We start from the raw sequence: 14,131 nt of genomic DNA on the forward strand, positions 1-14,131 counted from the left end.
GCCCATGGTGACGTTGGAGCCCCTTCACGCGGATCACGCGGACGCACTGCTGGCCTTCGAGTGGGAGAACCGGGCGTACTTCGCCCGCACGGTGCCGGACCGCGGGGACGCCTACTTCACCGCGGCGGGCTTCGCCGCACGCCTGCGGGCGCTCCTGGCGGAGCAGCACGCGGGCGTGTGCCGCTTCCATGTCGTCCTCGGGGAGGAGGGCGAGCTGATCGGCCGGGTGAACCTGATGGACCTGGTGGACGGCAGCGCCGAACTGGGCTACCGCGTCGGCGAACGCGCGGCGGGCCGGGGCGTGGCGTCGGCGGCCGTCGCGCAGGTGTGCCGGCTGGCCGCCACCGACTACGGGCTGACGTCCCTCACCGCCGTCACGACCCTGGACAACGAGGCGTCCATGAGGGTCCTGGCCCGCAACGGCTTCACACGCGTCGAGGACACGACCGTCGACGGCCGTCCCGGGGTCCGTTACGTACGCCGGCCTCTCGACTCCGGGCCCGGGCCCGCGTCGGCGTGACGCGTCGGCACGGGTAACACCCGAGGTCGAAAGGGTAAGCGCATACCGACCAATCAGTTTGGCGAAACCCTCGCGCAGTCCGGGTACTCCGAAGTAACGTGCGTGGCCGCCTGCCCCCCACCTCCCTGCGGTCCGCCGCACCGGACCCGACCCGCGCAAGGAGCACCGGGATGTCCTACGACCCACCGCCCTCCCACCCGTACCGACCGCCCGGTTACTCCCCCTCCTACGACAGCTATCCCTGGGTGCCGCAACCGGAGCCGGAACCGGCGGCCGCGAGGCGTCCCCAGCACCACTACCCCGCGCTCGGGCACCACAGCGACCTGAGGGTCCTGCGCAGCGCCTACCGGTGGCAGCGGCGGGTGGCCACGCTCACGGCGCTCGGCTACTTCATCCTGTTCCTGCTGCTGTCCGCGTTCGCGCCGTCCTTCATGACGAGCACCGTCACCGACGGCCTGCCCACCGGCCTGCTGCTCGCGCTCGTCCAGGTCCCCGTCACCTGGCTGGCGATCGCCCTGTACGAACACACGGCCCGCCGCCATGTCGACCCGATCGCGGAACGGATCCGCAAGCAGGCCGAGCTGGACGCCAGGCGGGAGGGGGCACGGTGACCACCGAGTTCAGCGGCAACGCCCAGGCGATGTCCCTGGTCGGCTTCTCCGCCGTCGCCACGATCACGCTGCTGCTGTGCGTGATGACGGGCCCGGACCGGGACGACCTCGACGAGTTCTACACGGGCTACAGCTCCCTGTCCCCCATGCGCAACGGCCTGGCGATCGCCGGTGACTACATCTCCGCCGCGACCGTCCTCGGCACCGGCGGCGTGATCGCCCTGTTCGGCTACGACGGGACCGTCCTGGCCCTGAGTACGGCCCTGTCGCTGATGCTGCTGATGTTCCTGCTGGCCGAACCGCTGCGCAACGCGGGCCGGTTCACCATGGGCGACGCGCTGACCCGCCGTATGCCGGGACGCGCTGTCCGCATCGCCGCCTGCGCGGTGACCCTCGCGGCGCTGGTGCCGCTGATGCTGGTGCAGTTGGCGGGGACCGGGCAGCTGATGGCGTTCGTCCTCGGCTTCTCCGGCGAGTCGCTGCAGACCGGCTGCATCATCGGCGTGGGCGCGCTGATGATCAGCTACGCGGCGATCGGCGGCATGAAGGGCACCGCCCTCATCCAGATCCTGAAGATCGTGATGCTGCTCGGTTCCGGCATCGTCGTCGCCGTACTGATCCTGAACCGCTTCGACTGGAATCCGGGGGCCCTGTTCGACGCGGCCGCCGACCACAGCGGCGTGGGCCCGGCGTTCCTCTCCTCGGGCCTGCAGTTCGCCGGCGGACCCAGCCCCCGCCTGGACATGATCACCACACAGCTGACGGTGGTCCTCGGCGGTGGCGTCCTGCCACACGTCACCATGCGCATGTACACGGCCTCCAGCGCCCGGCAGGTACGGCGTTCCATGTCCTGGGCGGTGTCCGGCGTGGCCCTGTTCGTCCTCGTCATCACGGTCGTCGGCTTCGGCGCGACGGCCCTGGTCGGACGGGCGGTGATCGCGCAGGTCGACCCGCGGGGCAACACGGCCTATCTGCTGGGCTCCCAGGCGGCGTTCGGCGCGGACGTGTCGACGGCGGAGACGTTCCTGTTCACGACCGTCACCACGGCCGTCTTCCTCACGCTGCTCGCCTCCGTCGCCGGGATGATCCTCGCCTGCGCCAACTCCCTCGCGCACGACGTGTTCGCCGCCCGGGTGCAGGAGATGTCACCGCGCCGCGAGATGACGCTGGCCCGGATCTCGGCGCTGGCGGTGGGCCTCCCGGCGATCCTCCTGGCCACACAGGTCCAGCACCGCAGTCTGCAGCCCCTGGTGACGCTGTCGTTCTGCCTCGGCGCCTCGGCCATCGCGCCCGCCCTGGTCTACAGCCTCTTCTGGCGCCGCTACACCCGGACGGGCCTGCTCTGCACCCTCATCGGCGGTTCGCTGGCCGTCCTGCTGCTGATGCCGGGCACCAACCTGGTCTCCGGCTCGCCCGTGTCGGCGTTCCCCGACGCCGACTTCAACTGGTTCCCGCTCACCACCACCGGCCTGGTCACCATCCCCCTGGGCTTCGCCTTCGGCTGGCTGGGCACGCTGCTCTCCGGCCGTCGCAAGTCGGAGGAACAGCGCCACCAGTACGAGGCGGTGGAGGGCTGGATCCTCGCGGGGGCGACACGCAAGGACCGCTGACAGCGACCCCGCCCCGGCCGGCGGCCGCCGCACAACGGACACGCAGACGGCACGGCAGCCGAGAAGCCGCCGTGCCGTGCCATGCGGCACCGCACCTCGGGGCGGCACCGCACCTTCCATGCAGGACCGCACCTTCCGGGCGGCACCGCACCCTCCGTGCGGGACCGCACCCTCCGTGCGGGACCGCACCCTCCGGGCGGCACCGCACCTTCCGTACAGGACCGCCCCCTCCGTGCGGGACCGCCCCAGTACCGCAGGTCAGTCCGCCGCCGACTGCCCCGCCCACGCCGCCAGGTTGGCGTGGACGCGGTCGATGTGCGCCCGCACCACCTCCGCGTGCCGGGTGTGCTCGCGGAGCACCCGGTCCGTCTCCTGGTCGACGGACTCCGCGCGCTCACGGGCCTCGGCGACCAGCACCTCGGCACGCGCCTGCGCCTCCTCCTGCCGGGTCCGGGCCGAGATCTGGGCGTCGGCGAAGGCCTGTTCCGCCTCGGCGAGGGCCGCCTCGGCGCGCTCCACCGCCTCCGCGTGCCGCGCGTCGAGTTCCGCCGCCCGGGCCTCCTCCTCCCGCTCCACCTCGGCCCACCGCTCGGCGCGTTCCTTGTCCTGCTCGGCCAGCCGCCCGGACGTACGCAGCCGCACCTCCCGCAAGGCGGCCAGCGCCTCGCCCCGCTGTTCCTTCGCCTCGCCGCGGGCCGAGGCGAGGATCTCGTCGGCCTCGGCGCGCGCCGCGAGCAGCCGGTGCCGGGCGCGGTCGTCGGCCTCGGCCCGCACGGTGTCGGCCTGCGCCTGCGCGGACTCGCGCACATCGGCCGCGGACGTCCGCGCCTCGTTCACGAGTTGCCACGCCTCCTCCCGCGCCCGCTCCCGTACGGCCGCGGCCTCCTCCTGGCCGAGTTCGAAGAGCCGCCGGGCCCCCTCGCCGAGCGACTCGTAGGTCTGCGGCGCCAGTCCCGCCACGACCTCCCGCAGTTGCTCCAGCTCCGCGCCCATCTCCCGGGCGAGCACCGTCAGCCGGGCGGCCCGCTCCCAGGCCGCGTCGCGCCCCGCCGAGAGGGCGCCGACGTACTCGTCGACCTGCTGGGGACGGTAGCCGCGTCCCCGCACGGCCACGAAGCCGTGCGGAGACACCGATGCGCTGCTCATCCGGGGACCCCTCTCCACCACACCGACGCGAAACCGAGTACAAAACTGGATGATTTCGCACATCTTGGTGGATAAGGGGGAAGTGTTCATAACGCGACACTCCGCACCGGGGTAACGGCCCACGGCCGGGCCGCACGCCCCTCACCCCCAGGTGGTGCCCGCGGGCTCCTGGACGGTCGTGTTGATGCGGTTGAACATGTTGGTGACCGCGACGGTCAGGATCAGCGCGGAGAGCTCCTTCTCGTCGAAGTGGTCGGCCACCTCGTCCCACAGCGCGTCCGGCACCGACTCCCCCGACAGGTCCGACAGCCGCGTCATCGCCTCCGCCAGCTTCAGCGCGGCCCGCTCGGCGTCCGAGAAGAACGGCGCGTGCCGCCAGGCGGCGACGGCCGCGATGCGTTCCTCGCTCACCCCCGCCTTGCGGAGATTGGCGACGTGCCCGTGCACACAGGCGCCACAGCCGTTGATCTGACTGGCCCGCAGCCCGACGATCTCCGCCACGTCCTGCCGAAGCCCGCCCTCCCCGATCGCCTGGAAGAGGGTGCCGATGCCCTTCATCGCGCCGGGAAGGACGTACGCCGGGTTGGTCATTCGTGCCTGCATGGTCTCTGCCTCCTGCGTCGGCGGTGCTGCGCTGCTGCGCTGTCACTGCACTGACGGAGCGGCGGACCAAGGTGTGACAGCCCGGCCCGAAGAACCTGGAAGAAATCTCCGGAGAACCTTCCACCGCCCTCCCGGTACGAAAAAAGCCGGGCCCGGCCGCCCTACCAGCGACCGGACCCGGCTCCACGGACCACCTCAGCGGAGGCGCGTCACAGCAGTCCGTCCCACATCTGTTCCAGCAGCACCGACCACCAGCTCTCCGGCGATCCCAGCGCCGCCGGGTCCAGCGCGGCCAGCTGCGCCTGGAAGTCGACGGTCCAACGGCCCGCCTGCTCCTGGTTCAGCCCGAACCGCAGCCGCCACATCCGCCCGAGCAGCGCCAGGCACCGCGCGAACTCCGGCAGCCCCGTGTTCACGAACTGCGGCGGTACGGGCGCCCCGCCGGGCCCCGCCTCCACCGGCACCGCGACGATGTTCGCCGTGCCGTACTGCACACAGATCGCCTTGCCGAAGTCACTGCCCATCACCAGGTACGACCCCGCGTCCGGGGCCGGCTGCACCCCGCGCTCGGCCGCCAGCTCCGCCAGCGTCGGAACGGGCCGCCCCGGCTGGGCCTGCGCCCAGAAGAACGGACCCATGTCCACCGGCAGACCGGCCACCACCAGCGTGTGCGCCACGACCGGCGGCACACCCTGCCGGGACACGGCGGCCTGCTCGAACCGGAACACCCCCGGCCCGAACGCCGCACCCAGCTCCTGCGCGACCGCCTCCGGCGGAACCGGCGGCACCGCCTGCACCGGCGGCAACGGCGCCCGCACCGGAGCCGGACGCGCCGGACCGTCCGCCACCTGATGCAACTCGCCCTGGTGGGCCAGCAGTTGCTGCATGCCCTGCTGCCGGCTCGCATGGTCCGTGCCGTACGGCGCGATGCTCGTGATGCGCGCCTGCGGCCACTGCTCCCGGATCATCCGCGCGCAGTACGCGCCCGGCAGCTCGCACGACTCCAGCTCGGTGTGCAGCTCCAGCACCTGGCCCGGGGGCACGTTCATGGCCCGCAGCTCGTGGAAGATCTGCCACTCCGGGTGCGGCGTACCGGGCGCCGAACGCCGGATCAGCTGCTGCTCCGACCCGTCCTGCGCGCGGTAGCGCAGCACGGCCTGGTAGCCGGGACCGACCGTCGGCTGACCGGTGGGCTGCTGCGGATACCCGTACGCCGGCGGCTGCCCGGGAGCGGGCTGACCGGGCGGCGGCACCGCACCGGGCGGCGGCACCGCACCCGGCATCGCTCCGGGCGGCATGGGCGGGGCGGCGCCGGGCACACCGGCGGCACCCGGGGCGCCAGGAGCAGCGGGGGGTGCCCCGGGCGGCGCGCCCGGGGCCTGCGGCGGCGGAGGCACGCCCGGGCCGCCCGGCGGGGGCGTGGCCAGCATGGTCTCCGCGTGATGCACCGGGCCCGCACCGCCACCGGGGGCACCCGGGGCACCGGGACCACCGGGCGGATTCGGAGCTCCGGGCGGCTGCGGCGCACCCGGTGCCCCAGGAGCACCCGGAGGCGGCGGAGGCGCGCCCGGGCCCGGCCGACCGGGGTCGGCGAACACCGTGGCCGCGTGGTGGACACCGCCGGGAGGCGTGCCACCCGGCGCACCGGGCGGGTTCGGGGCACCAGGAGGCTGCGGCGCACCAGGAGGACCGGGCGGCTGCTGGGGAGGCAGCGGCGCACCCGCGACACCCGCACCCGAAGAGCCCCCGGGAACACCAGGACCACCGGGGCCACCGGGACCACCAGGAGCGGCAGGCCCGCCCGGGCCCTCGGCTCCAGGCCCCCCGGGCCCCTCAGGACCGAGCGCCGACACAAGCTGCGTGGGCACGTAACCACCCGCCGGAGTACCCGGCGCCCCGGGCCCCGACGGAGCAGGCGTGCCGCCCGGCCGCGCACCCGGCGTCCCCGGGGCGCCCGGCGGAGGCGGCGTCGTCGGACCCGCACCCCGCCCACGACCCGGCGGCGGAGCGGCCTTGCTGGTCGCGGCGTCCGCGATGTCACCGGCGTTCGGCGCGGGCGCGGGCGTACTCCCCTGCCCACCCTGCGGATACCCGTACGGCTGCCCACCCGGCGCGGGCGGAGGCGTACCGCCCTGCGGCACCCCACCGGGCGGCGTACCCGGCCCCCCGGGAGCCGCACCCGGCCCCGGCGGATAGCCGTAGCCCGGCGCACCACCCCGCGCGTTCGGCTCCTCGACCGCCGGCGACACCGCCGTCGGCGGAAGCCGGCTCCCCCCCGAGATCAGCGCCGTCTTGGCGTCGGGGGTCGCTGTCGGCGGCTGCGGCGCGTCACCGTCGGCCTCGCTCAGCGGCGGCGCGAAGACCGTCGCGGGCAGCGGCACGGAACGGTCGTCACCGGCATCCGCGTTCGTGTCCGTACCGGCCCACGGCGTCGCCCCGGCAGGCGCACCCGGCGCCACCTCCCCGGAGTCACCGGAGTCGCTGCCTCCAGCAGCCGGCCACGTCGTACCACTCCCGGAAACGGAATCCCCTGTGGAACCACCACCGGCAGGCTCACCGGCAGAAGGAGCGGCAGAAGGAGCGGAAGAAGCCGGCGCGGCGCCCGCCCCGGCACCGCCACCACCCCGCCGATCCGGAATCCCCATCTTGTCGGCGGCGTCCTGCAACCACTCCGGCGGAGTCAGCAGGAACGACGTCTGATTCAGATCCACCCGCGCGGGAGGCGCCGGCGCCGGATCCTCCGCCGCGTCCCGACGGCCGTACTCCTCCTCGTACCGGCGGATCACCTCACCCACCGGCAGCCCCGGCCACAGCGTCGCCTCGCCACTGTCACGCGCGATCACCAGCCGCTGCGCACCCCCGTCCGAACGCGGCCCGTCCGCACGGTCCTCGGCCCACACCACGAACCCGAGGTCGAACTCCCGCACCCGCACCTCACGATGCTGGTACGACGGCAGCTCCCCGTTGATCCACTCTTCCGCGCGCTCCTGCGCCTGCGCGAAGGTCACCATCGCTGACGTCACTCCCCCACAGCCGAGGACGACACCGCGCCCACCGGCGCCACACGCGCGAACCCACCGTCCACCATCAGGTTCGCCACCGTCTCCAACTCCGGCGGATTGCCCGCCAGCCGCGACAGGAAGACATCGAAGTCGTCCCCGCACGGCAGCAGCAACCGCTCCACCCGCTCCGCAGGCGGCAGCGAGGGATCCACGTCCCGCGCGTCGTCGTACGCGCAGAACCACACGGACCCGATCCGCTCGCCCTTCACCTTCACGGCCAGCAGCCCGCCCTGGACGAACGCGATCCCCAGGTAGTCCTTGGTCAGATGGTCACGCAGACACTTGTTGACGTACACCAGGTCATTGACCGCGGCCTCGTCGCGCACCGTGAAGAACGGCTGATCGATCAGCAGCCCCAGCTCCGCGTCCAGCGCGGCACCCACCGGCGCACAACCCCCCGCCGCCTTCAGGAACGACCGGTACGCGCCCGGCAGCCGGTAGCCGAGATCCTCCTCGACCCCCTGCACCTGCGACTCCGTCACCGCCACGCCCGACTTCGGCAGCCCGAAGTGCGCCGGACGCGTCTCCTGCAACGGCCGCGTGCCACGCTTGCCATGGTCGACACCCGACGTGGCCACACCGCCGTGATGCCGCAGCAACGCCTTCACCTCGACCGGAACCAGCTCCAGCCGCCGCGTGCCCACCGCGTGGTGCCACGTCCAGCCGTGCGGCGTCGCCACCGCCGGCACCGTGTCCCACAACTCGTGCCCGGACGCCGCCAGCGCCGAATTCGCCGACACGTAGTCCGTCAGCCGCAACTCGTCGACACCGAAACCCTCCGGCGGCTCCGCGATCTCCGCTGCCGCACGCGCGTAGGGCGAGAAGTCGGGGTAGCCATGCTCGTCGACCCGCACCCCCCTCGGGTGACGTGCCGCCCGGACCGGGTCCGGGAAATGCACGACCTGCCCGGCGTAGGCCGCGTTCGGCGGCGCGGCTCGCTGCCCGAGCCGACCTGTCGTCATGGCGGTTGCCCCCTGCGGCACTCTGTACGACCCGTATTCGACCACCCTCGGCGTCCTACGGCCCGTATCGACTGTCACGTCTGCTGTCTCGACTTCTCTGCACTCCACCACGCGCCCACCGCGCGGATCACCCTCCGGTTCACTGCATCGATCTCCGAACGGATCACCGCATGGCCCGCGGTGCCGACAGCCTATGCGGTACGGCGACACCGGTCACCGGCACCGGTCAGCACCCCCTCCGCTTCCGTGACCAGGCGTCACCCCACCGTGACGCCACGCCCCGGTACGGGCGTGTCACCACGCCCCAGCTTCCGCACCAGCCACGGCATTTGGCAGTCTGTGACCCCCGGGGGGATGCACGGAGGGGAAGACGATCATGAACGCGACACAGACGGGACCGCACACCGGCAGGTCCGCCGCCCCGCAAAACGGCGACCCGCGGCACGGCGACCCACGGCACGGCGACCCACGAGGCAACGACCCTCAAGCCGACGACCCACGGCACGGCGACCCCCGCATCGGCTGGAGCGCCACCGCGGCCACCCACACCCCCGTCCTCCACCACCGCCGCGACGGCATCCTCCCCACCGTCGCCGCCGCCCTCTCCGTCCGCGGCACCACCCTCACCGGCACCGCCGCCCGCGGCGACACACCCCCCACCCTGCACCCCCTCGTCCAGGACTTCCTGGACACCCTCACCAGCGCCCAACGCGACCGCTTCACCGGCCGCTGCGCCGAAACCATCCTCATCTCCCGCCACATCGCCGCCGCCGACACCGCCCGCAGCAAACGCGCGGCACGCAAACCCATGACCAACGGCGAAGCCCGCAAAGCCCTCAAACAGGCCAAACTCACCGCCCGCCGCATCCGCGAAGACGGCGACCCCCTCCACGGCAGCTTCGCCACCCCCTGCCGCGCCTGCACCGCACTCAGCGCCCACTTCGGCGTCCGCGTGGTCGACCCCGCCTCCCAGAACACCTGAGGCCACCCCCACCCCGAACACCACGCAACACGGCACCTCGACGAGACGAAGGGCAGATGCACACCGACCGCACCTCCAGCACCCGCTTCGCCGTACCCGTCGACGCCGCGCTGCGCGCCGCCGGCTGGCAACCCGGACGCTGGGACATCAAACAAGCCGAGATCTGGGCCGACGCCCTGCGCGACCACGCCTCACCCGCCGGCCACCGCCACAGCGTCTTCCCCGCCGCCGTCGAAGCCTGGGCCGAATTCGGCGGCCTCCACATCACCCCCACCGGCCCCGGCCGCCAGGTCGCCCCCGCCACCCTCCACCTCGACCCCCTGCACGGCCTCCACATGGCCCGCACCCTCGGCGACCTCGGCCGCGCCCTCGGCACCCAGGTCTGCCCACTCGGCGCCGAGACCGACCACCAAGGTCTCCTCGCCATCGACACCGACGGCCGCGTCTACACCCTCGACCACACCGGCGACTGGTACCTCGGCGCCGACATCGACCAAGCCCTCTCCACCCTCATCGCCGGCACCGAACCCAGCCGCCTGACAACCGCCTGACAACTACCTGACAACCGCCTGACAGCCACCTGACCGGCTACGACGCCGGAATCACCGCCGACACCCGAAAACCCCCCGCATCCGTCGGCCCCGACACGAACACCCCACCCAACGCCGACACGCGCTCCTTCATCCCCACCAGCCCGTTCCCCCCGGACGGCAACCGAGCCGACGACGCCGCCTCCTCCGGCGGCTCGTTCTCCACCTGCATCGCAAGCTCCGACACCCGATGCGCCAACCGCACATACGTCTTCGCACCCGCCGCGTGCTTATGGACGTTCGTCAACGCCTCCTGCACCACCCGATACGCCGTCTGCTCCACCTCCGGCGCATACGACCGCACATCCCCCTCCACCGACAGAGCCACCACCATCCCCGCCGCCGCCGACTGCCCCACCAACTCCTCAAGCTCCGCCAGACACGGCCCCTCGTCATCAGCCGCCCGCGAAGCCGCCGCCGCAGCAGCCACCCCCACCGCCGCCAACGGCACCGACGCGGCAGACACCCGCCGCCCCTCCCCACCACTGCGCAGCACCCCGAGCATCTCCCGCAACTCGGTCAACGCCTGCCGCCCCATGTCCCCCACCAGCGCCGCATTCCGCACCGCCTTCTCGGGATCCTTCCGCGCAACGGCCTGCAACGCCGCGGCATGCACCACCATCAGACTCACCCGATGCGCGACCACATCGTGCATCTCCCGGGCGATCCGCGTCCGCTCCTCGTTCCGGGCCCACTCCGCCCGCTCCTCAGCCCGCTCCGCCAGCAACTGAAGCTCCCGCTCCAGACTGTCCGCACGCTCCCGCAAGCTCTCCATCAGACGCCGCCGCGCCCCCACGTACAGCCCCAGCAGCACCGGAGGCGCCGTGAACCCCAGCGACATCGTGATCGCCGCGAAGGGCACGAACCAGTCCCCCAGCTCCAGATCCCCCCGCACCATGTCCTGCTGCGTCTTCACGAACGTCACGATGAGCGTCCCCACCAGCGACATCCCCGCCAGCGAACCGATGATCCGCCGGGGCAGCTCCGACGCGGCCAGCGTGTACAGACCGACCACGCCCATCAGGAAACCCATCTCGGCGGGCGTGATCGCGATCGAGACCAGCACCACGGCGATCGGCCACCGCCGCCGCACCACCAGCACGGCGCCGGCCAGCAGCCCGAACACCACCCCCGCCGCGACCGGGATCCCCGCGTCCCTGGCGAACGGGATCCCTTCCAGCGCGCACTCCAGCGCGGACACCACGGCCAGACTCACATCGAACACGGCACTGCGCCGTCTGCCCCACCACCACGGCCCTCCCCGGGCCGTCACATGGTCTTCCCCCGTCGCGGTCATGCCTCCAGCCTACGGGCGCCCACCGCCGGTTTTCCGATGAGTTTCCCGGACTGGCCTGCACCACACTCCGTGACCGTTCGGACGCGTTACCGCCCGATATCCCTCGAACTGCTGAATCGCTCACCGTTCGACCCCGGAAGCCTCCATTCCGCCCGGACGGTATGCGTATGACACATGCGTCTGGCAAATACGCCGACTTCGAAGGGCTGCGGGAGAGGGCGGTGGCGTTGCGACGAGCCGGCCTCAGCCTCCGCCAGATCCGCGACGAACTGAAGATCTTCAACAACGACATCCTCAACCAGCTGGTGAAGGGCGAACCGCCACCGGCCTGGACGAAGCGCCCGAACGCGAAGGACGACCTACGAGAGAAAGCGAGGGAGCTCCGACTCCAGGGCTGGACGTACGACCAGATCGAGGTGGAGCTGGGGTGTTCGAGGAGTTCGGTGTCGCTGTGGGTGCGAGATCTCCCGAAGCCCAAGCCTCGATACACCCCAGAGGAACAACGGGCGCTCATGCAGGCAGGCCTCGCACGCCTCCGCGCCACGCAGGACGAGGAGCGCAAGCAGACCAAGGAGAGTGCAGCGCAGGAGGCCGGCGACCTCACGGACAGGGAATTGTTCCTTACAGGCGTTGCCCTGTACTGGGCCGAGGGCGCCAAGAGCAAGCCGTACGACCGGCGCGAGCGGGTCGTCTTCGTCAACAGTGACCCTGGCGTGATCCAGGTCTACCTGGCCTGGCTCGACCTGCTCGGGGTGAGCAGGGAACGCCTGCGCTTCCGGGTGCTCATCCACGAATCTGCGGACATCGACGCGGCCCACCGCTTTTGGGCAGACCTGGCTGACGTCGACCCCTCAGTCTTCGCCAGGCCGACGCTGAAGAAGCACAACCCGAAAACCGTCCGCAAAAACACCGGCGCCGACTACCACGGCTGCCTCGTCGTCACCGTGGCCCGAAGTGCCGAGCTGTACAACCGCATCGAGGGCTGGTGGAGCGGCATCGTTGCCCACGCTCAAGCACGTCTCCGGTAAGGTCTGAGGCGCTGTCCCCCGTGGTGTAACTGGCAGCACACTGGTTTTTGGTACCAGCAGGACAAGGTTCGAATCCTTGCGGGGGAGCCACCAGCACCCAAGACCTCAGTTCGGGTCCCGACCGACAAACCCCCGGTCGGGACCCGCACCCATACCCCCCACAAAACCCCCCGGTATCCTGCGGATGTCACCCCACCCCATCCACAGCCGAAGGGCATCCCGTGAGCGCCAACCGCCCGGCAGCCGTCGTCGTTCTCGCAGCGGGTGAGGGCACCCGTATGAAGTCGGCCACACCCAAGGTCCTGCACGAGATCTGCGGCCGCAGTCTCGTGGGGCATGTGCTCGCCGCCGCAGGTGAGCTGAACCCCGAACACCTGGTCGTCGTGGTCGGCCACGCCCGGGAGAAGGTCACTGCCCACCTCGGTGACATCGCCCCGGACGTCCGCACCGCCGTGCAGGCCGAGCAGAACGGCACCGGGCACGCCGTACGGATGGGCCTCGAAGAGCTCGGCGGGTCCGTCGACGGGACCGTCGTGGTCGTGTGCGGGGACACTCCCCTGCTCAGTGGCGCGACGCTCCAGGCCCTCGCCGCCACTCACTCGGCCGACGGCAACGCGGTCACGGTGCTGACCGCCGAGGTGCCGGACGCGACCGGCTACGGCCGGATCGTCCGCGACGACACCGGGGCCGTGACCGCCATCGTCGAGCACAAGGACGCCACCGACGCCCAGCGGTCGATCCGTGAGATCAACTCGGGTGTGTTCGCGTTCGACGGGCAGCTGCTGGCCGACGCGTTGAAGAAGGTGCGGACGGACAACAGTCAGGGCGAGGAGTACCTGACCGATGTGCTGGGGATCCTGCGCGAGGCCGGTCACCGGGTGGGTGCGTCGGTGGCCGGCGATCACCGTGAGATCGCCGGTATCAACAACCGTGTGCAGCTGTCGGAGGCCCGCCGGATTCTCAACGACCGGCTGCTGACCGGAGCGATGCTGGCGGGTGTGACGGTGATCGACCCGGCGACCACCTGGATCGATGTCACCGTCACGTTCGAGCAGGACGCCGTCGTCCACCCCGGCACGCAGCTGCACGGCGCCACGCATCTCGCGGAGGGCGCGGAGGTCGGTCCCAACTCCCGGCTGACGGACACCCGGGTGGGTGCGGGTGCGCGGGTGGACAACACCGTGGCGGTGAGTGCCGAGGTGGGTCCGGAGGCGTCGGTGGGGCCGTATGCGTATTTGCGTCCGGGGACCCGGCTGGGTGCGAAGGGCAAGATCGGGACGTTTGTGGAGACGAAGAACGCGACGATCGGGGAGGGGACGAAGGTGCCTCATCTCTCGTATGTCGGGGACGCGACGATCGGTGAGAAGTCGAACATCGGTGCCGCGAGTGTCTTCGTGAACTACGACGGTCAGGAGAAGCACCACACGACGATCGGTTCGCACTGCCGTACCGGTTCGGACAACATGTTTGTGGCGCCTGTCACGGTGGGGGACGGTGCGTACACCGCCGCTGGGTCGGTGATCACGAAGGATGTGCCGCCCGGTTCGCTGGCCGTGGCCCGTGGTCAGCAGCGGAATATCGAGGGTTGGGTGGCTCGTAAGCGTCCGGGGAGTGCGGCGGCGAAGGCGGCTGAGGAGGCTTCCCGGGGGTCGGCCGAGGAGGGCTGACCGGAAACCGGTGCTACAAACACGGCGTACGGTGATAAGTGCATACCCGCACC

General features: G+C 71.8%; 12 protein-coding genes and 1 tRNA gene. 8 read left to right on the forward strand and 5 right to left on the reverse strand.

What is annotated here, in order from left to right:
- Positions 1-4: 4 nt before the first annotated feature.
- The 3 genes from ABEA82_RS17605 to ABEA82_RS17615 all read left to right on the forward strand — a co-directional run bounded on the left by ABEA82_RS17605 (position 5) and on the right by ABEA82_RS17615 (position 2,741).
- Positions 5-520 carry a GNAT family N-acetyltransferase gene (locus ABEA82_RS17605; RefSeq protein ID WP_345662469.1) on the forward strand — a complete coding sequence of 172 codons (516 nt, stop codon included), beginning with the start codon at positions 5-7 and terminating at the stop codon, positions 518-520.
- Between the two features lie 170 nt (positions 521-690).
- Positions 691-1,131 carry a DUF485 domain-containing protein gene (locus ABEA82_RS17610; RefSeq protein ID WP_345662470.1) on the forward strand — a complete coding sequence of 147 codons (441 nt, stop codon included), beginning with the start codon at positions 691-693 and terminating at the stop codon, positions 1,129-1,131.
- The gene (locus tag ABEA82_RS17615; RefSeq protein WP_345662471.1) at positions 1,128-2,741 is read left to right on the forward strand and encodes a sodium/solute symporter; all 1,614 of its coding nucleotides are present in this window, start codon (positions 1,128-1,130) and stop codon (positions 2,739-2,741) included. The genes ABEA82_RS17610 and ABEA82_RS17615 overlap by 4 nt, the downstream gene beginning before the upstream one ends.
- A gap of 258 nt (positions 2,742-2,999) precedes the next feature.
- Here ABEA82_RS17615 and ABEA82_RS17620 read toward each other — a convergent pair whose 3' ends face one another.
- The 4 genes from ABEA82_RS17620 to ABEA82_RS17635 form a co-directional block, all read right to left on the reverse strand.
- On the reverse strand, positions 3,000-3,887 hold the full coding sequence (locus ABEA82_RS17620) for a coiled-coil domain-containing protein (protein ID WP_345662472.1): 888 nt from the start codon (positions 3,885-3,887) through the stop codon (positions 3,000-3,002).
- 141 nt (positions 3,888-4,028) lie between these two features.
- Positions 4,029-4,490: a carboxymuconolactone decarboxylase family protein gene (locus ABEA82_RS17625; RefSeq protein ID WP_345662473.1), complete on the reverse strand. Its 462-nt coding sequence runs from the start codon at positions 4,488-4,490 to the stop codon at positions 4,029-4,031.
- Between the two features lie 209 nt (positions 4,491-4,699).
- Positions 4,700-7,501 (reverse strand): SUKH-4 family immunity protein, encoded by a 2,802-nt coding sequence (locus ABEA82_RS17630; RefSeq protein WP_345662474.1) that lies wholly within the window; start codon positions 7,499-7,501, stop codon positions 4,700-4,702.
- Positions 7,502-7,509: 8 nt separating this feature from the next.
- Entirely contained in the window at positions 7,510-8,514 is a 1,005-nt protein-coding gene (locus ABEA82_RS17635) for an SMI1/KNR4 family protein (RefSeq protein WP_345662475.1), read from the reverse strand.
- A gap of 376 nt (positions 8,515-8,890) precedes the next feature.
- Between ABEA82_RS17635 and ABEA82_RS17640 the strand changes: the two genes are divergently transcribed.
- Positions 8,891-9,496, forward strand: a complete 606-nt coding sequence (locus ABEA82_RS17640) for a YwqJ-related putative deaminase (RefSeq protein ID WP_345662476.1) — start codon at positions 8,891-8,893, stop codon at positions 9,494-9,496.
- A gap of 56 nt (positions 9,497-9,552) precedes the next feature.
- Positions 9,553-10,047: an SUKH-3 domain-containing protein gene (locus tag ABEA82_RS17645; RefSeq protein WP_345662477.1), complete on the forward strand. Its 495-nt coding sequence runs from the start codon at positions 9,553-9,555 to the stop codon at positions 10,045-10,047.
- Positions 10,048-10,084: 37 nt separating this feature from the next.
- Here ABEA82_RS17645 and ABEA82_RS17650 read toward each other — a convergent pair whose 3' ends face one another.
- Positions 10,085-11,383, reverse strand: a complete 1,299-nt coding sequence (locus ABEA82_RS17650) for a sensor histidine kinase (protein ID WP_345662478.1) — start codon at positions 11,381-11,383, stop codon at positions 10,085-10,087.
- Positions 11,384-11,550: 167 nt separating this feature from the next.
- Between ABEA82_RS17650 and ABEA82_RS17655 the strand changes: the two genes are divergently transcribed.
- The 3 genes from ABEA82_RS17655 to glmU all read left to right on the forward strand — a co-directional run bounded on the left by ABEA82_RS17655 (position 11,551) and on the right by glmU (position 14,078).
- The gene (locus tag ABEA82_RS17655) at positions 11,551-12,411 is read left to right on the forward strand and encodes a hypothetical protein (RefSeq protein WP_345662927.1); all 861 of its coding nucleotides are present in this window, start codon (positions 11,551-11,553) and stop codon (positions 12,409-12,411) included.
- A gap of 14 nt (positions 12,412-12,425) precedes the next feature.
- A tRNA-Gln gene (locus tag ABEA82_RS17660) sits at positions 12,426-12,501 on the forward strand.
- Positions 12,502-12,632: 131 nt separating this feature from the next.
- Complete coding sequence (glmU, locus tag ABEA82_RS17665) at positions 12,633-14,078, forward strand: bifunctional UDP-N-acetylglucosamine diphosphorylase/glucosamine-1-phosphate N-acetyltransferase GlmU (protein WP_345662479.1); 1,446 nt, start codon at positions 12,633-12,635, stop codon at positions 14,076-14,078.
- Positions 14,079-14,131 lie beyond the last annotated feature (53 nt).

The sequence above is a fragment of the Streptomyces venetus genome (assembly GCF_039540295.1).
In the GTDB taxonomy this organism is placed as follows: Bacteria; Actinomycetota; Actinomycetes; order Streptomycetales; family Streptomycetaceae; genus Streptomyces; species Streptomyces venetus.

What these genes read in the sequence shown, in the direction of transcription:
- ABEA82_RS17605 (WP_345662469.1), top strand. Translation starts at nt 5, where the DNA reads ATGGTGACGTTGGAGCCCCTTCACGCGGATCACGCGGACGCACTGCTG.
- ABEA82_RS17610 (WP_345662470.1), top strand. Translation starts at nt 691, where the DNA reads ATGTCCTACGACCCACCGCCCTCCCACCCGTACCGACCGCCCGGTTAC.
- ABEA82_RS17620 (WP_345662472.1), bottom strand. Translation starts at nt 3,887, where the DNA reads ATGAGCAGCGCATCGGTGTCTCCGCACGGCTTCGTGGCCGTGCGGGGA.
- ABEA82_RS17625 (WP_345662473.1), bottom strand. Translation starts at nt 4,490, where the DNA reads ATGCAGGCACGAATGACCAACCCGGCGTACGTCCTTCCCGGCGCGATG.
- ABEA82_RS17630 (WP_345662474.1), bottom strand. Translation starts at nt 7,501, where the DNA reads ATGGTGACCTTCGCGCAGGCGCAGGAGCGCGCGGAAGAGTGGATCAAC.
- ABEA82_RS17635 (WP_345662475.1), bottom strand. Translation starts at nt 8,514, where the DNA reads ATGACGACAGGTCGGCTCGGGCAGCGAGCCGCGCCGCCGAACGCGGCC.
- ABEA82_RS17640 (WP_345662476.1), top strand. Translation starts at nt 8,891, where the DNA reads ATGAACGCGACACAGACGGGACCGCACACCGGCAGGTCCGCCGCCCCG.
- ABEA82_RS17645 (WP_345662477.1), top strand. Translation starts at nt 9,553, where the DNA reads ATGCACACCGACCGCACCTCCAGCACCCGCTTCGCCGTACCCGTCGAC.
- ABEA82_RS17650 (WP_345662478.1), bottom strand. Translation starts at nt 11,383, where the DNA reads ATGACCGCGACGGGGGAAGACCATGTGACGGCCCGGGGAGGGCCGTGG.
- ABEA82_RS17655 (WP_345662927.1), top strand. Translation starts at nt 11,551, where the DNA reads ATGACACATGCGTCTGGCAAATACGCCGACTTCGAAGGGCTGCGGGAG.